Origin of the sequence: Thiocystis violacea (assembly GCF_016583565.1) — a bacterium.
Lineage (GTDB): Bacteria > Pseudomonadota > Gammaproteobacteria > Chromatiales > Chromatiaceae > Thiorhodococcus > Thiorhodococcus violaceus_A.
Genome location: NZ_NRRF01000037.1, coordinates 1 through 22,562, shown reverse-complemented (window position 1 = coordinate 22,562; position 22,562 = coordinate 1). Strand labels below are relative to the sequence as shown.

The window sequence follows — 22,562 nt, the reverse complement described above, 5'->3', positions numbered from 1 at the left end:
GTTGTCAGTTGTCAGTTGTCAGTTGTCAGTTGTCAGTTGTCAGTGTCATGAAAGCCGCTATTCACGAGAGAGAACAGCGATGCGGAAGGGCTCGGCCACGAATTGACGGCATGCCAGGAGGGATGTGATCGGCATCGACCAAGTCCGAGCGCATGCTTGAGCATCCAGCCGCGCGGCGCTGTCGTCCATGGGTGGCTCCTGCCGCCTGGCCCGGCAGACCGCGCAGACTCGGCGCGCAAGGATCCATCCTTGCTGCCCGCGGCCGCTGGCCTTCGCCGGGGTCGAGCGCCGGCAACAGCTCGAATGCGAAACCTGCCTCAGAGACCGCCCCCCGAAGCTTGATAGACTAAGCCGCAATCGCAGCCGCGCGTCGATCCTGTCCGCTTGGGCCTGACCAGCTCGGGGATTCTCAGGAAGTCTCGGTCGGCAGCGAGCCAGAGCGCCCCGCGGGGCTTCGATCAGAGGACAATCGGACATGAAGGTGGGTACAGGAAGCAGTCAAGCCACGGACGGATGGACCGCCGGTCGGGAGATCGCCCGGTCGGCCATGGAGCAGGGCTGCATTCAAGCCCCCAGCCTCGCGCTTGCCTTCTGCTCGCTGGCCGTCGACGCGGCGGCACTGCTTGAGGGCATCCGGGCGGAGATCGGCGCGCAGACGCCGGTGGTCGGCGGCTCGGGGCTGGGCATCATCACCAACACGACCATCTGCTACCAGGGCAGTATCAGCGGGCTGCTCCTAATCGAGGCACCTGAGATGGAGATCCGCTTGGCCTCCGTCGGCGGGTTGGATCAGGGGGAGCACCAGGTCGGTTGCATCCTCGGCCGACAACTGCCGTTGGCGCCCGCCACGGCAACCCTGCTCTTCTATGATTCGATCCGTGTCGGCCCGACAGCCACGAGCCCGCCCGTCATGAACTCGTCGCGGTCGCTGCTCGCGGGTCTCCAGGCGCAGTTCGCCCGCCCCTACCCTGTCGTGGGCGCAGGGGTCATGGGTGACGAGAAGCTTTCACCGACGATCCAGTTCATCGGCGACCGCGTCGCCACGCAGTCGGCGGTCACTCTCTCGCTCACGGGCGACTTCGCGGTGGACTGGTGCATCATGCACGGCTGCACGCTCAAGGACGGTCTCTATTACACCATCACCCGCCGCGAAGGCCCCGTCATCCACGAGCTGGACGGCCGGCCCATCGTGGAGGTCATCGATGAAATGTACGGCGATCGCTCCTGGCAGACCCAGGTCCCGCTCAAGCGCCTGACCATCGGCGTCAATCACGGCGAGCGCTATGCGCGGGCGTTTCGCGAGGAAGACTATGTTAACCGCCTCATCCTCGGCGTCCTCCCCGACCGCTCGGGGATCCTGACCTTCGAGTCGGACCTTGAGGTCGGCACGGAGATCCAATTCATGCTGCGCGACTCACACAAGATTCTCGAGTCCGCGCGGATGAACGCCGAGCACCTGCTCCGACGGGTCCGCGCCGCGGGCCGCGAGCCCTTGCTCGGCCTCTACATCGATTGCGCGGGCAGGAACGCGCAGTTCTCCGAATCACTCCAGGAGGAGTCCGCCGAGGTGCAGGACATTTTCAACCAGGCCGATGTGCCCCTGTTCGGTTTTTTCTCCGGCGTCGAGATCGCCCCCTTCGAGAGCGGCAGCCGCAGCCTGGATTGGACCGGCGTCCTCATGGTCTTCACGGTCTAGCCCCATGAATGCGGAGCATGATCGGCTCACCGACCGCATCCACGAGCTGGAGCAGCGGCTGGAGGCGCAGCAGCGCGAATCCAGCTACTACCGCGGGCTGGCGAAGGCGACCGGCGACGAACGTCTGCGCGAGGCCGAAGGCTACTCCCGTCTGGTCTCGCACCTGAAGGAAAAGATCTGGATGGCCGAGACCCAGCATGCGGCCCTGCTCAAGCTGCATGGGGAGATCGAGCGCGCCAGCATCACCGACGACCTGACGCAGGTGCTGAACCGACGTGGCGCCATGGAGCGATTTCAGCCGTTCTTCACCAACTGCCAACGCCGCGCGACCAGCACGGACCCGGCGCGCGGCTGTTTCTGCGTCCTCCTCGACATCGACGCGCTCTCGCACATCAACGACACCTACGGATACGGCGCGGGCGACGAGCTACTACGCCGCTTCGGCACCTTGCTGCGCCGCTCGGAGCGCTTGATCGAAGAGGACATCATCGGCCGATTTGCCGGCAAGGTCTTCATCCTCGGCCTCCCCGACCGCGAAGAGGCCGCCGCCCTGAGCGCGCTCAAGAGCCTGCTGGAACAGATCGGCCGTTTCCGGTTCCGCGTGACCCTGGACACCAAGGTCCAAATCACCGCCAGCGCCGGCGTCTCTGCCATCGGCCATCAGGACAACTCGGTCTTCGAGGTCATCGAGCGCGCGGACCAGGCGCTCCGCCAGGCGAGAGACCAGGGTGGAGATCGCCTCGTCTATCACGCGGCCTGAGCCCCCCGGCGCGGCAAGCCGAGAGTTGCTTCGCCTATCAGCCCCCGATCGTTTAGCATTGCGCCAACAGACATGGCGAGACGCCACCTCGAACCATGGGGGGCGCCGCCCTCGCGCAATCGCCCGCTCCCCACCTCCAGATCGGCGGCACAAGGCATGTCGATGCCGACAGAGCGCGAGCTTCACGACAGTCATCAATCGCAAACGACCGAGCGCCCAACGCGGCGGAAGAGTAGCAGCACATCATGAGCAACATCATCGAGGTCAAGGTGCCGGATATCGGCGATTTCAAGGACGTGGAAGTCGTCGAGATCCTCGTATCCCCCGGCGACCGCGTCACGCAAGAGGCCTCGCTCATCTCACTTGAGAGCGACAAGGCAACCATGGAGATCCCAGCGCCACAGGCCGGGACCATCGCGAGCCTGAACGTGAAGGTCGGCGACCGCGTCTCACAGGGCGACCCCATTCTGACCCTTGAAGCGTCAGAGGCCGACGGCGCGGAGCAGCAGCCCCGGCAACAGAGCGCAGCGGATGCGGTCGCCACCGACATGGTCACGGAAGTCGTCGTGCTCGGCGCCGGCCCCGGCGGCTACACGGCCGCCTTCCGCGCGGCCGATCTGGGCAAAAAAGTCGTGCTCATCGAGCGCTACGACACCCTCGGCGGCGTCTGCCTCAACGTCGGCTGCATCCCCTCCAAGGCGCTGCTGCACACCGCCGCCATCATCGAGGAGGCGAAGACGCTCGGCAGCATGGGCGTGACCTTCGAGCCGCCGAAGATCGATCTGGACAAGATGCGCGCCGGCAAGAACAAGGTCGTCGCCAAGCTGACCGGCGGTCTGACCGCCCTGGCGAAGCAGCGCAAAGTCGAGGTGATTCAGGGCACCGGGCGCTTCGAGGCGCCCAATCGGATCGGCGTCGAGACCCGGGACGGGCGCGTGCGCATTCAGTTCGACGACTGCATCATCGCCTGCGGCTCCTCGCCCATGAAGATCCCCGGCTTCCCGCACGAAGACCCGCGCGTGATGGACTCGACCGACGCGCTCGAGATCGCTGACGTGCCGGGCCGCATGTTGATCGTCGGGGGCGGCATCATCGGCCTGGAGATGGCCTCGGTCTACAGCGCCTTGGGCACCCGGATCGACGTGGTCGAACTCAAGAATCAGCTTATGCCCGGCGCCGATCTCGACCTGGTGCGCAGTCTCGAAAAGATCATCAAGAAGCGCTACGACAAGATCATGCTCGAAACCAAGGTCGCGGGCATGAGCGCCGGCCAGGAGGGCATCAAGGTCAGCTTCGAGGGCAAGCATCCCGGCGAGGAGACCTACGACAAGGTGCTGGTCGCCGTCGGGCGGCTGCCCAACGGCAAGCACATCGACGCGGAAGCCGCGGGCGTCAAGGTCGACCAGCATGGGTTCATCAAGGTCGACGGCCACATGCGCACCAACGTCCCGCACGTCTTTGCCATCGGCGACGTGGTCGGCGGCCCCATGTTGGCGCACAAGGCCACCCACGAGGCCAAGGTCGCGGCCGAGGTCATCGCCGGACTGCCCGCGCTCTTCGATCCCCTGACCATCCCCTCGGTTGCCTACACCGACCCCGAGGTCGCCTGGATGGGCCTGACCGAGACCAAGGCCAAGGAGGACGGCATCGCCTACGAGAAGGGTGTCTTCCCCTGGGCGGCAAGCGGCCGCGCGCTCGGCATCCACCGCGACGAAGGCATGACCAAGCTGCTGTTCGACCCGGAGACCAAACGCATCCTTGGGGCCGGCATCGTCGGACCCAACGCGGGCGAGCTGATCGGCGAGGCCGTGCTGGCGCTGGAGATGGGCGCGGACATGGAGGACATCGGCTTGACCATCCATCCACACCCGACCCTGAACGAGACCATCGGCCTGGCGGCCGAGATGGCGCACGGCTCCATCACGGATATCATGCCGCCCAAGAAGCGCTGAGACCGAAACGAGGGCTGTCCGCCGAGCTGCCCGGCACCTCGGCGGACCAGGCAGCGCGCTGGCGCGGCGCAACACAGTGGGCGTCGATCGGGAGACCAGGAATGAAGCCTCATCATCTGACGCTGATCGCCGCCAGCCTGCTGGCATGGAGCACGACGCCCCAGGCCGCGAGCTTCGATTGCGGCAAGGCGCGAACCTGGATCGAGCAGACGATCTGCGGTGATGCCGCGCTGAGCCGGCTGGACGCGCGCATGGCGAAGGCCTTCGAGGCCGCGCGCTCCGCGCTGACGGAGGCGAGCGAGCGGGAGGCGTTGCTGGAGGCGCAGCGCGCCTGGCTGCAACGACGCGACGCCTGCGGCGATACCGGCTGCCTCAGCGAGCTCTATGGGGCGCGTCTCGCGGCATTGAGCGAGAGGCCCGCCAGCGCAACACCGGACGCGATGGACAGGGTCTCCGAAGGACACATCAGCGACGCGGGTCCGGGCTACCGGATCTCGGCCCGTTACCCGGTCTTCAAGGACCCGGCGCTCACCCCCATCAACGCGCAGATCCGCGCCTTCGTCCAATCGCTGATCGCGCCCTTTCTTCAGGAGCACACCGACGAGGCCCCAGGGCTCGCCGAACTCGGCGAGCTGCCGCCTTGGTCGCTCACGCTCGACTACCAGAAGCCATACCGTGCCAGCCGCTATGTCGCAATCGCATTCAGCGGCGATGACTACCGTGGCGGCGCGCACGGCATGCCCATCATGGAACCCTTGATCCTCACCCTGCCCGATGGGCGACGCATCGCGCCCCAGGAACTCTTCGCACCCGCCAGCGACTGGCTGAGCGTGCTCTCGGACGACGCCTATCGAGCGCTCAGCGAAGACGAGTTCATCGCCGCCGATGACGACTGGCTCAAGACCGGCACCGCGCCGCAGGCCGAGAACTACCGCCTCCTCTACCCGGGAGCCGAGGGTCTGACCCTGACGTTTCCGCCCTACGCGGTCGCGCCCTACGCGGCAGGCCCCCAGTCGGTCGTCGTTCCTTACGCCCGTCTGAAAGGGCTCCTGAATCCGGCATTCTTCCCACGCTGAACGGCCGCGGCCAGGGCGTTCGATCGCGTCGGCCAGCACTGGCAACCGGGGCCAAGTTCCAGTTAGACGTTCGGGCCGAGTTTGGAGCCAAGACCGAGCACAAGATCGGCAACATCCGGGCCGGCGCCTTGCCCACCCGCTCACCAAGGTTGAGATCATGACCAAAACGAAGACGTCCGGCCCTCTGCCCGCGGAGCGCGAGCGCACCCGCACCGGCATGTCCAAGGAGGCCCTGAAACAGGACTTCCTCGACAACCTCTTCTACATCCAAGGCCGCTTTCGCGAGGTGGCCACACCTCATGACCTCTACATGGCCGCCGCCTACACCACGCGCGACCGGCTGCTCAAGCGCTGGGTCAAGTCCGCGCAGGCCTTCAAGACCCAACACGCGCGCACCCTTTGCTATCTCTCGGCCGAGTTCCTGCTGGGGCCGCACCTGGCCAACAACCTGGTGAACCTCGACATCATCGAAAAGGCACGGGAAGCGGGCGAGGAACTGGACCTGGACTTCAACGCCATCCTGGAAGAGGAGGAGGAGCCGGGCCTGGGCAACGGCGGTCTCGGGCGACTGGCGGCCTGCTTCATGGACTCGCTGTCGACCTGCCAGATACCGGCCATCGGCTACGGCATCCGCTATGAGTTCGGCATCTTCGATCAGACGATCGAAGACGGCTGGCAGGTCGAGAAGAGCGACACCTGGCTGCGCAACGGGAACCCCTGGGAGATTCCACGCCCCAAGATCCGCTTCCCGGTACCCTACGGCGGACACACCGAACAGTATCGCGATCAGAACGGCGAGACACGGCTGCGCTGGGTGCCGAGTTTGGAGATCGATGGGGTCGCCTACGACACGCCCATCCTGGGTTACGGGGTCGGCAACGTCAATCTGCTGCGACTCTGGAAGGCGGAAGCCTCCGAGTCGTTCGATTTCCAGGCCTTCAACGTCGGTGACTACTACGGCGCCGTGCACGCCAAGATCGAGGCGGAGACCATCTCCAAGGTCCTCTACCCCAACGACGAGCCCGAGGCCGGCAAGGAGCTGCGGCTGAAGCAGCAGTTTTTCTTCGTGTCCTGCTCGATCCAGGACATGATCCGGCTCCACCTCAACACGGTCGGCCCGCTCGAGACCTTCGCCGAGAAGTTCGTCGCGCAGCTCAACGACACCCACCCCGCGCTGGCCGTCGCCGAGCTCCTGCGGCTGCTGATGGACGACCACAGCATGACCTGGGATCAGTCCTGGGAGATCACGCGCAACACCTTCTGCTACACCAATCACACACTCTTGCCCGAGGCACTGGAGACCTGGTCGGTGGCGCTCTTCGAGCGGCTGCTGCCGCGTCATCTTGAGATCATCTACGAGATCAACTGCCGGTTTCTCGACGAGGTCCGCATGCACTTCCTCGGCGACGAGGCCCGCGTCAGGCGCATGTCCCTGATCGCGGAGGAGGGCGAGCGCCGGGTCCGCATGGCCCACCTCGCGGTGGTCGGCAGCCAGGCCGTCAACGGGGTCGCCGCCCTGCACTCGGAGTTGGTGAAGGCCACCCTGTTCAAGGACTTCTACGAGCTCTGGCCGGCGCGCTTTCAGAATGTCACCAATGGCGTCACACCGCGCCGATTCATGGTCGTCAGCAATCCGCGGCTGACCAACCTGATCAGCGATGCCTGCGGCGGAGACGAGTGGGTCCGCGACCTGGCCTGCCTCACCCGGCTCGAGCCTTACGCCGACGACGAGGCGCTGCAACGGCGCTGGCGCGAGGTCAAGACCGCGGCCAAGCGCGACCTCGCGGCCTGGCTGAAGCACACGACCGGCATCCTGCTCGATCCGGATGCGATGTTCGACGTACAGGCGAAACGCTTCCACGAGTACAAACGCCAACACCTCAATCTGCTACACATCGTGCGCTGCTATCAGCGACTCAAGCAGGGGGGCCGGCAAGACCCCGTGCCACGGGCCTTCATCTTCGGCGGCAAGGCCGCACCCGGCTACTTCCTGGCCAAGCTGATGATCAAGCTGATCAACTCGGTCGCCGAGGTCGTGAACGCCGACCCAGAGGTCAACGGCTTCATGCGGGTGGTCTTCATGCCCGACTTCAACGTGAAGAACGGCCAGCGCCTCTATCCGGCCGCCGACCTCTCGGAACAGATCTCACTCGCCGGCAAGGAGGCCTCGGGCACCGGGAACATGAAGTTCTCGATGAACGGCGCCCTGACCATCGGCACCCTGGATGGAGCCAATGTCGAGATCCGCGACGCCGTCGGCAAGGAGAATTTCTTCCTCTTCGGCATGACCACCGAGGAAGTCGCCTACAAGGAGCATGAGGGCTATCGGCCCTGGGACTATTATCACGGCGACCAAGAGCTGAAGTCGGACATCGACCTCATCAACTCCGGGCTCTTCTCGCACGGCGACACCACACTCTTCCGGCCGCTAACGGACAATCTCATCAACCACGACCCCTTCATGGTGCTGGCCGACTATCGCGCCTACCTCGAATGCCAGGCGCGCGTGAGCGAGGCCTACCGCGACCAGAAACACTGGACCCGGATGTCCATCCTCAATGTCGCGCGGATGGGGTATTTCTCCTCGGACCGCGCCATCCGGCAGTATGCCCAGAACATCTGGCGGATCGAACCAACGCCAGTCGACCTCTAAAAGACGCGCGCGGCGCTCGCGGGGCAGCAGGGGTCGAATCCTGGCTCAATCGTCGCGGCGATAGTCACCCTCGATGACACGCGGACCCTGGCCTTCACCGCGGGTCGGGGTGCGGTGAGCCGGAGCGACCTGGACATAGCGGCCGACCACCCAGCGGCGCAGGGGCGGGACCAGCAGCAGAAAACCGACGATGTCGGTCAGGAACCCGGGCAGGAGCAGGAAGAGACCGGCGACCAGGATGAGCGCGCCGTCGAGCACCTCCAGCGCGGGAACCTCGCCCTGATCCATCATGCGCCGCACACGCATCAGCACACCGAAACCCTGCAACCGCACCAGCCAGGTTCCGATAACGGCGGTCAGGATGGAGAGCGCGATGGTCGGCAGGGCGCCGATCTCGGAGCCGACCTCGATCAAAAAGTAGATCTCGATCAGGGGCAGACCAATGAAGAGCAAAAGCAATACAAACACGTTAGCCATCTCCTCGGGATCCGGGCCATGGGCCAGATCAGGGATCAACATTGAACGGATACACTCCCTCGGCGCGCACAGCCTGGCACGAAGCAGACGGGTGACGTCGCCGCCGCCTTCCGGGTAGGATCCACCCGACTGAAACCGCAGGCGGCCAAGCCGCGGAATCAATCGAGGGTTTCCGAGTCAGAGCGAAGCGACGTCAGGCCGAACCCATGGAGCCATCCTGAGACCCTCACATTAACCCTTCGCCCTCGCCAGTCCAAGGGCCGAATCCAACCCGCGCCCCAGCAAGGCCGAGGAATCATTGCCATGCCCCATCGAAGGAGCCACGCCGGATGAACGACGATCCCCGTCTGATGCTCTGCACCTGCCCGGACCGGGACACGGGGCTCAGCCTGGCGAAGACACTGGTCGAGGAGCGGCTGGCCGCGTGCGTGAACCTGGTCCCGGGGATCACCTCGGTCTATCGCTGGGAGGGCGCGCTGCAGGAGGACGCCGAGGTCTTGTTGCTGATCAAGTCCACGACCGCGCGGACAGCGGCCCTGATCGAGCGCCTGGGCCAACTGCACCCGTACGAGGTGCCGGAGATCATCGCACTCCCCATCACCGAAGGCTCCACGGCCTACTTGAGCTGGCTAGACAACTGCACGAGAGAGCGAGACCAATGACCGATAGGCGACTTGCGACGAAGAGGCTGCTTGGCATGCGAAAGAGACCCGAGGTCACTGGTCTGGGCGGCTGGGGGTTGCCGCGACTGCTACTGATCGCCCTCTGTGTGGCGCTCTTCTCCAGTGCGCAGGCCGAGGAGGACTTCCTGCTCCCGGACGCGGCCTTCCAGATCTCCGGGCAGGCCGCCGGGCCGGACCGGGTCCAGATCCGCTGGAAGATCGCCGACGGCTACTACCTCTACCAAAGCAAGCTGCGCTTCCGCTCCGAGACGCTCGGTGTCTCTCCAGGCGACCCCGAGCTGCCCTCGCCCGAGATCAAGAACGACGAATTCTTCGGCGAGGTCGGCATCTATCGCGACAGCGTCGAGGTTGACCTGCCCCTGAAGCGGGATCCGGGCTCGGAGCGCATCATCACGCTCGAGGCCACCTCCCAAGGCTGCGCCGATGCCGGACTCTGCTATCCGCCGCATCGCCAGACGCTGCTACTCGAACTCCCCGAACTGGCCGCTGCCGAGACCGCCGCTCCAACGGCATCCGAACCTGAATCCGCGGCGGCCTCATCCCCGTCGGAGCCGGCGAGTGCCGCCCCCAGCCTCGGCCAATCGCTCGGCATCGGCGCCGAGGACGAGATCCTGGACGTCGCGGACGCCTTTCGTTTCCAGGCGGAGGTCGCGGCGCCGGACCGGCTCCAGCTGACCTGGGACATCGCCCCGGGGACCTACCTCTATCGGCACCTGGTCGACGTCCGTCTCGAAGGTGGCGACGCGGTCGCGCTCGGTGACTTCGAGCGTCCTCCCGGCGACGTCAAACACGACTCGGTGCTGCCGGATGGGTCGATCGGCGATGTCGAGGTCTACCATGACCGCATCGACCTGGCGCTGCCCCTGCGCCGCGGCGCCAGCGCGCCGACCGAGGTCACCCTGGTCGCCACCTATCAGGGATGCGCGGAGATCGGGATCTGCTATCCGCCGCAGACTCAGCGTCTCGCGCTGAGCCTGCCCGCCGCCTCGGCAGCCATGGTGACGGCGAAGTCCGAGCCGGCGCCGGCCGGCCAGGCGACCCCGGAAACAGCCAGCATGCCCGCGAGCGCGCCAGCGGCAACTCAGTCGACGCCCGTCTCGGAGCAGGATCGCATCGCCGCAGTCCTCGCCGACGAGAGCCTCTGGGTGATCGTCGCCGCCTTCTTCGGCTTCGGTCTGCTGCTCGCCTTCACACCCTGCGTCTTCCCGATGATCCCCATCCTCTCCGGCATCATCGCCGGCCAGGGCGCCGGCATCACCACGCGCAAGGCCTTCATCCTCTCTCTGGTGTATGTCCTGGCCATGGCGCTCACCTACACGGTGGTGGGTATCCTCGCCGGGCTCTTCGGGGCCAACCTCCAGGCGGTCTTCCAGAACCCCTGGATCCTCAGCACCTTCGCGCTGGTATTCGTGCTCCTGGCCCTGTCCATGTTCGGCTTCTACGACCTGCAGCTGCCCTCCGCGCTCCAGTCGAAGCTCGCCGAGATCAGCAACCGCCAACAGGGCGGCACCCTCATCGGCGTCGCCATCATGGGTCTGCTGTCCGCCTTGATCGTCGGCCCCTGCGTCGCCCCGCCCCTCTTCGGCGCCCTCATCTACATCAGCCAGACCGGCGATGCCCTGCTCGGCGGCGTCGCGCTCTTCGCGCTGAGCATGGGCATGGGCGCGCCGCTGATCGCCATCGGCACCTCGGCCGGAAAGCTGCTGCCCCGCGCCGGCGTCTGGATGGATGCGGTCAAGGCTGTCTTCGGCGTCGCCTTGCTGGGGGTCGCCATCCTGCTCCTGGAACGCATCCTGCCGGCCACGGTCGCCATGCTGCTTTGGGGTCTGCTACTGATCTGCTCGGCGGTCTACATGGGTGCCTTGAGCCAGCTCTCCGCCGATGTCAGCGGTTGGCGCAAACTCTGGAAAGGCATGGGCACCTTCCTGCTCATCTACGGTACGCTGATGCTGGTCGGCGCGGCAGCCGGCGGCAAAGACACCCTGCAACCGCTGCGGGGACTGGGGCTGGGTGCTGGAGCCGCCGCCACGCCCCATGCCAGCTTCCAAGGCATCAAGACGGTCGCCGACCTGGAGGCGGCGCTCGCGCAAGCGCGTGGCGCGGGCAAGGCGGTGATGCTGGACTTCTATGCCGACTGGTGCGTGTCCTGCAAGGAGATGGAGCGCTACACCTTCAGTGATCCGCAGGTCATCGCCGAGATGGACCGCTTCGTGCTGCTGCAAGCGGATGTCACCGCCAACGATGAGGCTGACCAGGCGCTGATGCAGGAGCGCTTCGGGATTCCCGGCCCGCCGACGATCCTCTTCTTCAATGGGAGCGGCAGCGAGCTTCGAGACTTCCGTCTCGTCGGCTTCAAACCCGCCGATGAATTCGTCGCACATCTCCGAGCAATCACACCATGACGGCAACCACAGCATGAAGAGAACTACAGCATGAAGGCGTTCGCAATATGAGGCCGGTCAAAGTCGTCTTGGTCACCGTGCTCGCGGGCACCATCAGCATCGGTGCCGCCATCTTCGGCCAGCGCTGGATCGGCGAGAGTCCACTGATCGAGAACCTGACGGACCGCAACACCGACAGACTCGAGACCCTGCCAGACTTTCGCCTCCTGGACCTGGATGGACGTGAGGTCACGAGCAACGCCTGGGCCGGCAAGACCCTGATCCTGCATTTTTGGGCGACCTGGTGCCCCTCCTGTATCAGCGAGATGCCCATGCTGATTCGCGCCCAGGAGGCACTGCGCGAATCCGGGGTGCAGTTCGTGGGCATCGCCGTCGACAGCGTCGAGGATGTGAAGGACTTCGTCGTGGATCACCCCATCAACTACCCCGTCCTCATCGCCGACAGCGAGGTCATCGCGCTCTCCAAACGGCTCGGCAACCGCCTTGAGGTCCTCCCCTTCACCGTCATCTTCGATGCCCGTGGACGACGGGTCTACAGCCAGATCGGCGATCTGCAGGCCGAAGCGCTTCGCGCGGAGGTCGATCGAGCAACCTCCGGCAAGACCAGGCTTTGACGGCGATTCCCGAGGCGTAAGGGCGCGGCGATCCCGATCACGTCATCCTTGTGCCCTCCCCGCGTTGGCGGCAAGACACCGCTGAGCCGAACGCGGGATCGCCTTTGCGGCGGCGCGCCAAGGATTTTGGTCAGGATTCGCCACACAGGGGCGCGACGAAGGTTAAAATCGCCGCAATAGCGCCAAGCCGCCCTTCTCCAGGAGCCCCGACTCGATGACTCAGAACGCCGCACCCGATCTCCTCCAGCAAGACCCCACCGCACTGTCACGCGACGTCGCCGCGCTCATCGTCACCGCGCTGAATCTCGAGATCACCCCGGAAGAGATTGCCCTCGATGCACCACTCTATGGAGAGGGCCTCGGGCTGGATTCGATCGACATCCTGGAAGTCGCGCTGGTGGTATCCAAACGCTATGGCTTCTCGCTACGCGCGGACAATGAAGACAACGTCTCCATTTTCTCCTCCCTGCGCAGCCTCTGCGATCACATCGAAGCGAACCGCACACAGTGATGCGCCAGGCCACTTGCGTCCTGCGCTGGCTCGCAATCGCCGCCTTGTCCGGCATCTATGTCTGGCTCGCCTACCGGACCACCGCGAGCGCCCAACCCACGCACCTGGGCGCGCTCCTCGCCATCTTGCCGGTCGCGCTCTTCGCCTTGGCGCTGGCCTGGAAGGCCGCGCGGCGGATCATCGCCATGGCCACCTGGTCAGCCGCGGTGGTGCTCTTGCTGCTGGCCTGGCCCGTGATCGAGGCGCGCTTCGCCTGGATCTACTTCATCCAGCACGCCGGCATCTTCACCCTGCTCGCCATCGGCTTCGGTCGGACACTCGCGGCAGGCGCCGAGCCCATGATCACGCGTTTCGCCCGCCTGGCGCATGATGGCCGGCTCGCGCCGGAGGTGGTGCGCTACACGCGCTCCGTCACCATCCTCTGGACGCTGTTCTTCGCCGGCATGGCCGCCGTCTCCGGCATCCTGTTTGGGCTCGGCGATCTTGCGCATTGGTCCTTCTTCGCCAACCTGCTCACCCCGACGCTCGTCATCGCAACCTTCGCGGGCGAGTTCATCGTCCGGCTGCGGGTGCTGCCAGCCGAGATCCGCACGGGATTCATCGAGTCGATTCGCGCCAGCATCGTCGCCGCCCGCGGATCCGCACCGCCCGCGTGCTAGCCCGACGCCGCGTCGCCTCATGACTCACCAGCCGCTGCTCGCCCATCGGGATCTGGATGCCGCACTGGCCTACCGGCGCGGCGTGCCGATCAGCGTCCGCCAATTTCTCGCCGATGCCCTGGCGCTCGCGGCCGCGCTGCCGGACACCGATCACATCATCAACGCCTGCGCCGATCGCTATCGCTTCGCGGTCGCTCTTGCCGCCTGCCTCATCAGCGGGCGGGTCAGCCTACTCCCGCCCAGCCACATCGCGCGCACACTGGAACAGCTGCGGGACTTCGCGGACGATGCCCTGGTCCTCGCCGACACCGAGCACCGCGACCTGCGCCAGCCGGTGCTGGCATTTCCAGAACTGCCGCCGGCAGCGTTCCGACCAGCCGTCGAGGTCACCGAGATCCCGACCATCCCGGCCGAGCAGCTGGCGGCCTGGGTCTTCACTTCCGGGTCGACCGGTGCGCCGCAGCCCCACCGCAAGCATTGGGGTCCGCTCAGACGCAATGTCGCCAATGAAGCCCGAGCACTCGGCTTTGCGCCGGAGCAACCCGTCACCCTGGTCGGCACCGTCCCGCCCCAGCACATGTACGGTTTCGAATCCACCGTTCTGCTCGCCTGGCTGAGCGGCGGCAACTTCGAGACCGCGCGCCCCTTCTACCCGGCCGACATCGCCACAACCCTAGCCGCTTGCCCCGCGCGCAACATGCTGGTCACCACACCCTTCCACCTGGAGAAGATCCTGGACGCTGGCGCCGAACTGACGCGGGCCGGATCCCTGCTCTGCGCCACCGCCCCCCTGAGCCAGGCCCTGGCGCTGCGCGCCGAGGCGGCCTCCGGCGCACCCCTGTTCGAGATCTACGGCAGCACCGAGACCGGCCAGCTCGCGACCCGGCGCACCAGCCGAGAGCTGGCCTGGACGCTCTTCCCAGACGTCCGGCTCGAAGCGCGCGACGGTCAGACCTGGGCGCAGGGTGGACACGTCGAGGTCGCCGTCCCGCTCGGCGACATCATCGAGCAGATCGACGAACACCGCTTCGAACTCAAGGGTCGCCAGACCGATCTCATCAACATCGCGGGCAAGCGCACCTCGCTCGGCTGGCTCAATCGGCAGCTGCTGTCCATCCCAGGTGTCCGCGATGGCTGTTTCCACCTGCCCGAAGCGTCGGACCCGGCGCCGAGCGTCGTTCGGCTCGCTGCTTTCGTGGTCGCGCCCGGACAGAGCGCCAAGCAGCTCCTAGCGGCCCTGCGCGAACGCATCGATCCCGTCTTCCTGCCACGCCCGCTCATCCTGCTCGATGCCCTGCCGCGCAACCCGGTCGGCAAGCTGCTCAAGGCCGAGTGCGAGGCGCTGTTCCGGCAGCATGCGCGCGACACTGACCAACGCCATGGGAGGTTTGAATGACACGCAGCGAATCCTTCCTCATTGCACCGGATCACCCAGCCTGCTCCGGACACTTTCCGGGGCGACCCATTCTCCCCGGCGTTGTCCTGCTCGCGGAGGCCGCGAACCGCATCGCCGCGTCGCTCGATCTGGATCCCGCATTGGCATGGCAGATCAACCGGGTCAAATTCCTGCGGCCCGCCTTTCCCGGGGATAGCCTGCAGCTGCATTGGGAGCGCGCCGCCAAGGGCAACATCGACTTCCGCATCGAGCGCGCGGCGGAGGCCTTGGCGGAGGGATCCCTGCGACTGCGCGGCACATGAGCGCACCCGAGGCCCGATCCGCGACCCCCACCCTCTGGACAGGCTATCCGGAGCGCAGCAACCGGCTCATGCTGCGTCTCATGACCTGGATCTCGCTGCGGATGGGACGCCGGGCCGGCCGCGTCCTGCTGCGCGGCATCGCGCTCTACTTCCTGCTCTTCTCGCCCAGCGCGGGCCGCGCCTCGGGGGACTATCTGCGCCGGGTCAAGGGCCGCGCGGCAACCCTGGCGGAGCGCTACCGCCACATCTTCACCTTCGCGTCCACCATCCATGACCGCATCTACCTGCTCAACGCGCGCCTGGACGACTTCGAGATCGAGATCGAGGGCGAGCCGCTGATCGCCGCGCAGGTCGCCTCGGGGACAGGGGCGCTGCTCTTCGGCGCGCATCTTGGCAGCTTCGAGGTCACTCGGGCATTGGGCCGCAGCCAGCCGGATCTGCGTATCGCGCTCGCCATGTACGAGGACAACACCCGCCGCCTCAATGACATGCTGGCGGCGATCAATCCGGCGGCGCGACCCGATCTAATCGCGCTGGGGGGGCCAGACGCCATCCTCGCCATCCGCGATCGCATCGAAGCGGGCGCCTTGGTCGGCGTGCTCGCGGACCGCAGCCTGCGCGCCGAGACCTGCCGCAGCCTGCCGTTCCTGGGATCTCCGGCCTCCTTTCCAGTCAGCGCATTCCGCATGGCCGCGGCGCTCAAGACCCGGATCATCTTCATGGCCGGGCTCTACCGTGGCGGCAATCGCTACCGCATTCGCTTCCTGCCCATCGCCGACTTCGGCAGCGTGCCCCGCGCCGAGCGCGAGGCCGCCATCTCCGCCGCCATGGAGCGGTACGTCCAGGCCCTGGAGCAGTGCTGCCGCGACGCCCCCGACAACTGGTTCAACTTCTACCCCTTCTGGCAGGAGCCAGCCTTACGGCCCTGATATTCGGACAGGAAACTCAGCATCCGGTTATCGACGTGGCGGCGCACTCCCTCGAAGCCCGTGGCAGCGAGCGCATCCAGCAGAGGCTCCGGCGGCACACAGGTCTCAATGGTGTCCCAGTAGTAGCGCCAGAGCAGAAGGCTCTCGCGCCGCGCGCCCGTGAGGCGCGCGAGCATGGGCAACATGCCGCGGATGTAGAGCTTCATCAGCGACCGCCCCCAAGCACTGTCGGGGCGTGTGATCTCCAGAATGCACAAACGGCCGCCTGGGCGCAGAACGCGATGGAATTCGTGAAAGGCCGCGGACAGATCGCCGATATGGCGCAGCGCATAGCCCATGGCCAGGAAGTCGAAGCTCTCGTCCGGAAAGGGAATCCGCTCCGCGCAGCCTTCCACCAGCGTCACCGTCGGCAATGAGGACGCAAGCCTCATCATCCCGGGGCTGGGATCGATGCCGGTCGCGAGCGCCTCATCGCCGAGAATGCGGACCGCCTGGCGCAGCAGAATCCCCGTACCCACGCCGACATCCAGAAACCGCATGCCTGGCCGCAGTCCGGCCCGCAAGAGCGCCTGGCGGCGATACCAGCCGCCGCTCCCCAGGGCGAGCAGTCCCTCGATGCGGTCGTAATCCGGTGCCGCCTGGTCGAAGAGGCCACGGACAAAGGCCGAGCGCTCGGACTCGCTCGCGTAGTAGGCCGTCAGCGGGGGATGCGGGACCAAGACCGTGCGCTTGGCGCCTGAAGGCTGAGTCGTCATTGGCGGGTGGGCCCAAGATCATCGAAAGAACGCGCATTGTATCGAGATCCCGCCCTGTGGGTTCGCGTCAAGGTCGTGACAAGCAAGAGACTGGACGGTCCTAGCAAGCGGACCAGCCAATGGCTGCCGATGAGATTGGTCAACGTCGGACCTGGCACGCAGTTGTCCAGAATCATCACTCGGAAATGACTGTTGTTGCGCCGCAGGCGTCCTCCTCAGTCGGCACTTTGCTCGATGCGGAGGCGTGTGGGCCAAAGATAAGCGACGCCAGATTTAGAACTGCTCGAGGCAGACTGCGGGTCTTCAATGGTTGCACGATTGCGATGCAAGCCAGCAAACCGCATACTCAATTGCATGACAACGTCATGCAATTGAGAGGTATATCCGGTGGCCGCTAATGCCCTTGTACAGGCTCGCATTGATGGTGACGTAAAAGAGGAGGCGGCCGCCGTCTTGGCGACCATGGGGCTGACGGTCTCCGACGCTGTCCGCCTGATGCTGACACGGGTCGCACGTGAGCACGCGCTGCCCTTTGATCCGCTGATCCCCAATCCAGAGACGGTCGAGGCTATGAAGGAAGCACGTCGCGGTCAACTGCAATCCTTCGAGTCCTTAGACGACCTGATGGCGGATCTGGATGCGGAGGATTGAGCTAACGACGCGTTTCAAGCGCGACTACAAACGCGAGGGGAAAGGGGCATATCGCACGACGTTGCAAGCCGATTTGCGACAGGTTCTAACGGCACTGGCCCACAACACAGTCTTGCCGGAACGGTATCGAGACCATGCACTGACGGGTGACTGGACCGATCACCGCGACTGCCATATCAAGCCTGACTTGATCCTGATCTACCGAAAGCCGGACCCGGAGACTCTGCAGCTGATCCGGCTCGGCTCCCATGCTGAGCTGGGGTTGTGAACGGGGTGAGCCGTTGACGACAGGTGCTCGTCCGGCGAGGTTTTGGAGGCGCATGAGTCGTCCTCGCCTCCAGCGCTATTGGATCCGTCGAAAAGAGACTTCTCCGACGAAAACCCAGCGTCCACTTCGGTTGCACATGCTGTCGAGTTCGGCGAGCGAGTCGGCCAGTTCGCTGGTGACTGTATTCATTGTCATGGCCGACGTGGCCGTTCCGTTGCGATGGCACCTAATCTCATGGTCGGCGAGATCCAGTCTCAGTAACGGCGCCTGATCACTCGCTCGACGCGCGTGCTCACCGCCGTGACTGTCGCGACAAAGGGCTTGGGGTATAGTGCGGCACAGAAAGGCCCGCGATCGAAGGACGCCCTCCAGATGCAACTGCAAGACACCCCCGCACCCGGCGAAACCAGGCAGTGCTGCGACGTGCTCGTCATCGGTGCCGGCCCGGCCGGGTCGACGGTCGGGACCCTGCTCGCGCGCCAGGGTCATTCGGTCGCCATCATCGAGAAGAGCCGCCACCCTCGGTTCCATATCGGCGAGTCCCTGCTGCCCGCCAATCTGCCGCTGTTCGACCGGCTCGGTGTCGGCGATGCCATCCGCCAGATCGGCATCCGCAAGAACGCGGCCGAGTTCATCTCACCGAACCACGAGCACCCACAGCGTTTTTCCTTCGCCGATGGCTGGGACAAGCGCCTCTCGCACGCCTATCAGGTCCGGCGCTCCGAGTTCGATCAGATCCTGGCCAGGAATGCCGTCGACAGCGGAGCCAGGCTCGTCGAGGGCTGCCGCGTTCGCGCGGTGAGTTTCACGGCGGACGCCGTGGACATCGAGGCATCCCATGAAGACGGCACGGCATCGCATTGGCGGGCCAGCTTTCTGGTCGACGCCTCCGGGCGCGACACCTTCATGGCCAACCGGCTGCACGCGAAATCCCGCAACCCGCATCACAACAGCTCGGCCCTCTACGGCCATTTCAGGGGCGCGAAGCGGAATCCAGGCGAGGCCGAGGGCAATATCAGCATCTACTGGTTCGAGCACGGCTGGTTCTGGTTCATCCCGCTCGCGGACGGCGCGACCAGCGTCGGCGCGGTGACCTGGCCCTATTACACCAAACAGCGCCAGGGCCGGACGCTCTCCACGTTCCTGCTCGACACCATCGCCCTCTGTCCCGCGCTGGCCGAGCGCCTGAAGGACGCTGAGCCGACCGACCTCGTCGAGGCCACCGGCAATTTCTCCTACGCGACGGACCATACCTACGGGGACAGGTACATCCTGCTCGGCGACGCCTATGCCTTCATCGACCCGGTCTTCTCCTCGGGCGTCATGCTGGCCATGCAGGGGGCCTTCTTCGGCGCCGAGGCGGTCGACGCCTGTCTGCGCGTGCCGACGCAAAGCCGCAAGGCCCTCAAGCGTTTCGACCGTCGGATGCGGCACGGACCCCGCGAGTTCTCCTGGTTCATCTATCGCATGACCAGCCCGACCATGCGCGACCTCTTCATGGCGCCGCGCAATGTACTGCGAGTCAAGGAGGCGCTGCTCTCCCTGCTCTCCGGCGACATCTACGGCAAGACGCCGATCTGGCCGTCGCTCTATCTGTTCAAGCTCATCTACTACATCTCGGCCCTGCGCAATTGGCGCGGCACCCTCGCGGCTGCCCGCAAGCGCCGGGACCAGATCCAGCCCGTCGAGGAGAGCGGCGCGACCGCCGAAGCCTGAGTATGCGTCCCGCACCCCGACGAAGCATCGGCTCGAAAGCGGGAGACGATCGCGAATCTGGCGGCGGCGATCTCGGGGGCGAATCGGACGGTCGGATCCGCGCGATTCCGCCCCGATGCGATGGACGATGGCGTCGATCCGAGGAACCAAGCCGAGGTCCTCGCCGACACCGGCGTTGGCGCCTCACGCACGCGGACATCTGTCGCCGTGAGCTGCCCGTCGACATCGAGGGCATGAGCACGACAACCTTGGCGGCACCCGCCCCATGATCCCATCCAGATCGACATCCGGCGCAGTCACCCTTGCGCTTCTGCTCGCGGCTCTTTCCAGCCCGCTGGCCGCGCAGACCGAGCAGCCGCTATGGGAGGCCGGATTGGGGGCCACCGCCCTCGCCTTCCCCGACTATCGCGGCTCGGATCAACAGAGCAGCTATCTGCTGCCGATGCCCTACTTCATCTATCGCGGCAAGATCTTCCAGGCGGACCGCGACGGTGTGCGAGGCATCCTGTTCGACAACAGAATCGCCGAACTCAATCTCAGCGTCTCCGCCTCCCTGCCCGTCGACAGCGACGGCAACGACGCCCGTAGCGGCATGCCGAACCTGGATCCGACCGTCGAGATCGGCCCCGCATTGGAACTGCACCTCTGGCGCTCCGCCGATCGCCGTCGGCTGCTCGACCTGCGCCTGCCGGTCCGCAAGGCCATCACCATCGACGGCGGCTTCCGCGATGCCGGCCTGGTCTTCACACCCAACCTCAACCTCGACATCGAGGATCCTCTGGGTGCCTCCGGCTGGAATCTTGGCCTGCTGGTCGGCGCGGTCTACGGCAACCAGCGCCAGCACGCCTACTTCTATGACGTCGACCCGGCCTTCGCGACCGCCGATCGGCCGGCCTATCAATCCGACGGCGGCTACGGTGGCGCCAAGGCCATCGCCGCGCTCTCGAAGCGTTTCGACCGCTTCTGGGTCGGCTGCTTCGCACGCTACGACTGGCTGGGAGACGCCGTCTTCGCAGACAGCCCGCTGGTCAGGCAGGACCACGCCTGGGCGGCCGGAATCGGAATCGCCTGGATCCTTGGCCAGTCCACCAAGACCGTGCAAGTGCTCGACTAGAGGCCAGAGCACCTGCCCGAGTCAGAATAGATCGGCCGCGGAAGCAGGGGGACGGTCACTTTCGCGCCGGTCTTTCGTGATATAGAACCAGGATGCGACTCAAGACCAGAACGAAAATACCCCGCGCGCCCAGGTCCTCGCTTCGCCCCTCCCGCGTCGAACAGACTCCCGGCGCGGCCGCACCGGATACCCGAAGCCGACCGCTGCCAAGAGCCTACGCCTACGTCTGCCTCTACGCCGGACTGCTCGCGTTCGCCTTGATCTGCCTCGGCTGGTTGCCCTTCGCCCTGCTGCTTCAGGCCGTGCTGCCGGAGAAACCGGCGCGTCGGATCGGACGCCGCGCCATTACCGCCTGCTTCCGCCTGCAACTTTGGATGCTGAGCAGCCTCGGCGCCTGCCGTTTCGATCTCTCCGAGCTGGACCAGCTGCGCCATGCCGGGCCCATGATCCTCGCCCCCAATCACCCGAGCCTGCTCGACTCCGTCATGATCATCTCGCGGCTGCCGAACATCGCCTGCATCATGAAGGCCGAGCTGATGCGCAACCCATTCCTGGGAGCCGGTGCGCGGCTCGCCGGCTACATCCCCAACAACAACCCGCGCGCCATGATCAAGGCCGCCTGCGGCGACCTGCGGGAGGGCGGCCAGCTGCTGCTCTTCCCCGAGGGAACACGCACCACCCACTCGCCGATCAACCCGATCCCCACAACGACAGGCACCATCTCCCGTCGTGCCAAGGTCCAGGTGCAGACGATCATCATCGAGACGGATTCCGCCTTCCTCGCCAAAGGCTGGCCTCTCTACCGCTGTCCCCCAATACCGTTGAACTACCGCGTCCGGCTCGGGGAGAGATTCGATCCTCCCGAAGACAACCATACCCTCAGCCTCGCGCTCGAAGGCTACTTCAAGGAGGCCATACCGACGCATGCCTCATCGCAAGCATCCACGCAGAGCCGAATCTCCGCAGTGCATCATCCGGAGCCCTGAAGTGGACCCCATCCCAACCGGGACGACTCACCGAGTCACCCGCTGGAAAGGCCATTTCCGTGATCGACCCTGCATAGCCAAGCGTCGCACCAGACGTGGCTGCTCGGCTTGCGCTTCGCGACGCTCAGCCCATCTTTCGATGTCCTTGGCAGTAACTCTCATTCGTAGACTTCATCGTGGATCCCGATATCGAGAAGCCCGGTCTCCTGTTCCGTGATCTTGAGCAGAAGCGTCAATCGATAGCTGTAGGTCAGGCTGACCGCCTGCATTCCTTCCAGCTTGCCAGCGAGGGGATGCAGCTTCAGCCCGGGCAGGAAAGGGTCTTGACCGAGATCTGTCAGAATGTCCCGAAGAGCGGGACGAAGGTCGGGGGCTTACAGAGAAACTTGCGAGCGCGTCGCTCAAAGTGCTGAGTCGTAACGAGCACGCAGCTCATGCTTCATCAGCACCGAGCGCACACATCAGTGAATCCGCATCCGCGTAGCGGCTCGTTCGACCGGCCTCAAGATCAACCAGCGACGCACGAAGTCGTCAAGCGTGGCCGCAACCACCGACACATGGCCTGTCGCCGCTACACCTGCCGAAACCGCGCGAAACGCTTCGATGACCTGACGGCGACGATTTTCATGGCACGCCATCAGCCGCTGTCGATGTAGTTTTCCACTCTGCACTTGAAGGGGCTGAACCAGTCGAACCTTCAGATCGCCGAGGAGCTTGGCCGGAATGAAAGCGATGGTCAGTGGATGGCGGAGCAACTGCGTAAGGGGATCGTCAAGCGCCGTCGGAGGGTACATCCTGGCCAGACACAAGGGGCGTGCGGATCGTATCGTGGGACGCTCACCACGCCGTCGGCGGCACAAGGGGGCTCCCGGACGAGGCACCTTGGCAAAGTACAAGCCACCGATCTTCGGCTTGATCGAACGCGGCGGGGAGGTGCGCATCGCCATGCTGGCGGATGTCAA

At 65.5% G+C, this 22,562-nt stretch carries 21 protein-coding genes; 18 read left to right on the top strand and 3 right to left on the bottom strand.

The genetic code is table 11. The features are described 5' to 3' along the window. The first annotated feature begins 475 nt into the window (after positions 1–475). The 5 genes from CKO23_RS14990 to CKO23_RS14970 all read left to right on the top strand — a co-directional run bounded on the left by CKO23_RS14990 (position 476) and on the right by CKO23_RS14970 (position 8,137). A complete protein-coding gene (locus CKO23_RS14990; protein WP_200332631.1) occupies positions 476–1,696 on the top strand; it encodes an FIST signal transduction protein in 1,221 nt (406 codons plus the stop codon). Between the two features lie 4 nt (positions 1,697–1,700). Continuing rightward, entirely contained in the window at positions 1,701–2,456 is a 756-nt protein-coding gene (locus CKO23_RS14985; RefSeq protein WP_200332630.1) for a GGDEF domain-containing protein, read from the top strand. A 245-nt stretch (positions 2,457–2,701) separates the two neighbouring features. Then, a complete protein-coding gene (gene lpdA, locus CKO23_RS14980) occupies positions 2,702–4,408 on the top strand; it encodes a dihydrolipoyl dehydrogenase (RefSeq protein ID WP_200332621.1) in 1,707 nt (568 codons plus the stop codon). A 101-nt stretch (positions 4,409–4,509) separates the two neighbouring features. Beyond that, entirely contained in the window at positions 4,510–5,484 is a 975-nt protein-coding gene (locus CKO23_RS14975) for a DUF3298 domain-containing protein (RefSeq protein ID WP_200332619.1), read from the top strand. A 157-nt stretch (positions 5,485–5,641) separates the two neighbouring features. Beyond that, entirely contained in the window at positions 5,642–8,137 is a 2,496-nt protein-coding gene (locus tag CKO23_RS14970) for a glycogen/starch/alpha-glucan phosphorylase (RefSeq protein WP_200332617.1), read from the top strand. A 45-nt stretch (positions 8,138–8,182) separates the two neighbouring features. On the opposite strand, the gene CKO23_RS14965 is transcribed toward CKO23_RS14970, so the two are convergent. Continuing rightward, positions 8,183–8,605 (bottom strand): FxsA family protein, encoded by a 423-nt coding sequence (locus CKO23_RS14965; protein WP_200332615.1) that lies wholly within the window; start codon positions 8,603–8,605, stop codon positions 8,183–8,185. 338 nt (positions 8,606–8,943) lie between these two features. Between CKO23_RS14965 and cutA the strand changes: the two genes are divergently transcribed. The 8 genes from cutA (at position 8,944) to CKO23_RS14925 (ending at position 16,110) form a co-directional block, all read left to right on the top strand. Further along, positions 8,944–9,276: a divalent-cation tolerance protein CutA gene (gene cutA / locus CKO23_RS14960; protein ID WP_200332613.1), complete on the top strand. Its 333-nt coding sequence runs from the start codon at positions 8,944–8,946 to the stop codon at positions 9,274–9,276. A 35-nt stretch (positions 9,277–9,311) separates the two neighbouring features. After that, positions 9,312–11,699 (top strand): protein-disulfide reductase DsbD, encoded by a 2,388-nt coding sequence (locus CKO23_RS14955; protein WP_242482462.1) that lies wholly within the window; start codon positions 9,312–9,314, stop codon positions 11,697–11,699. Between the two features lie 47 nt (positions 11,700–11,746). Further along, entirely contained in the window at positions 11,747–12,313 is a 567-nt protein-coding gene (locus CKO23_RS14950) for a TlpA family protein disulfide reductase (protein WP_200332609.1), read from the top strand. Positions 12,314–12,527: 214 nt separating this feature from the next. Beyond that, positions 12,528–12,824, top strand: a complete 297-nt coding sequence (locus tag CKO23_RS14945; protein WP_242482461.1) for a phosphopantetheine-binding protein — start codon at positions 12,528–12,530, stop codon at positions 12,822–12,824. Next, positions 12,824–13,483, top strand: a complete 660-nt coding sequence (locus CKO23_RS14940) for a hypothetical protein (RefSeq protein WP_200332607.1) — start codon at positions 12,824–12,826, stop codon at positions 13,481–13,483. The genes CKO23_RS14945 and CKO23_RS14940 overlap by 1 nt, the downstream gene beginning before the upstream one ends. Positions 13,484–13,502: 19 nt before the next feature. Further along, a complete protein-coding gene (locus CKO23_RS14935; RefSeq protein ID WP_200332605.1) occupies positions 13,503–14,879 on the top strand; it encodes an AMP-binding protein in 1,377 nt (458 codons plus the stop codon). Beyond that, the gene (locus CKO23_RS14930) at positions 14,876–15,181 is read left to right on the top strand and encodes a hypothetical protein (protein ID WP_200332603.1); all 306 of its coding nucleotides are present in this window, start codon (positions 14,876–14,878) and stop codon (positions 15,179–15,181) included. Before CKO23_RS14935 ends, CKO23_RS14930 begins: the two co-directional genes overlap by 4 nt. Then, a complete protein-coding gene (locus CKO23_RS14925) occupies positions 15,178–16,110 on the top strand; it encodes an LpxL/LpxP family acyltransferase (protein WP_200332601.1) in 933 nt (310 codons plus the stop codon). Before CKO23_RS14930 ends, CKO23_RS14925 begins: the two co-directional genes overlap by 4 nt. Here the strand turns inward: CKO23_RS14925 and CKO23_RS14920 are convergent. After that, the gene (locus CKO23_RS14920) at positions 16,074–16,865 is read right to left on the bottom strand and encodes a class I SAM-dependent methyltransferase (protein ID WP_200332599.1); all 792 of its coding nucleotides are present in this window, start codon (positions 16,863–16,865) and stop codon (positions 16,074–16,076) included. The genes CKO23_RS14925 and CKO23_RS14920 overlap by 37 nt on opposite strands. Before the next feature lie 387 nt (positions 16,866–17,252). On the opposite strand from CKO23_RS14920, the gene CKO23_RS14915 reads away from it, so the two are divergent. The 5 genes from CKO23_RS14915 to CKO23_RS14895 all read left to right on the top strand — a co-directional run bounded on the left by CKO23_RS14915 (position 17,253) and on the right by CKO23_RS14895 (position 21,600). Continuing rightward, positions 17,253–17,516, top strand: coding sequence for a type II toxin-antitoxin system RelB/DinJ family antitoxin (locus CKO23_RS14915; protein ID WP_200332597.1), 264 nt, complete (start codon positions 17,253–17,255; stop codon positions 17,514–17,516). Next, on the top strand, positions 17,503–17,784 hold the full coding sequence (locus CKO23_RS14910) for a type II toxin-antitoxin system YafQ family toxin (protein ID WP_200332595.1): 282 nt from the start codon (positions 17,503–17,505) through the stop codon (positions 17,782–17,784). Before CKO23_RS14915 ends, CKO23_RS14910 begins: the two co-directional genes overlap by 14 nt. 372 nt (positions 17,785–18,156) lie before the next feature. Further along, positions 18,157–19,500 (top strand): NAD(P)/FAD-dependent oxidoreductase, encoded by a 1,344-nt coding sequence (locus tag CKO23_RS14905; RefSeq protein WP_200332593.1) that lies wholly within the window; start codon positions 18,157–18,159, stop codon positions 19,498–19,500. Between the two features lie 265 nt (positions 19,501–19,765). Beyond that, positions 19,766–20,614, top strand: a complete 849-nt coding sequence (locus tag CKO23_RS14900; protein ID WP_200332591.1) for a MipA/OmpV family protein — start codon at positions 19,766–19,768, stop codon at positions 20,612–20,614. Positions 20,615–20,706: 92 nt separating this feature from the next. After that, a complete protein-coding gene (locus CKO23_RS14895; protein WP_200332589.1) occupies positions 20,707–21,600 on the top strand; it encodes a lysophospholipid acyltransferase family protein in 894 nt (297 codons plus the stop codon). Between the two features lie 461 nt (positions 21,601–22,061). Here CKO23_RS14895 and CKO23_RS14885 read toward each other — a convergent pair whose 3' ends face one another. After that, positions 22,062–22,355 (bottom strand): hypothetical protein, encoded by a 294-nt coding sequence (locus tag CKO23_RS14885; RefSeq protein ID WP_207168562.1) that lies wholly within the window; start codon positions 22,353–22,355, stop codon positions 22,062–22,064. Positions 22,356–22,562: the final 207 nt, after the last annotated feature.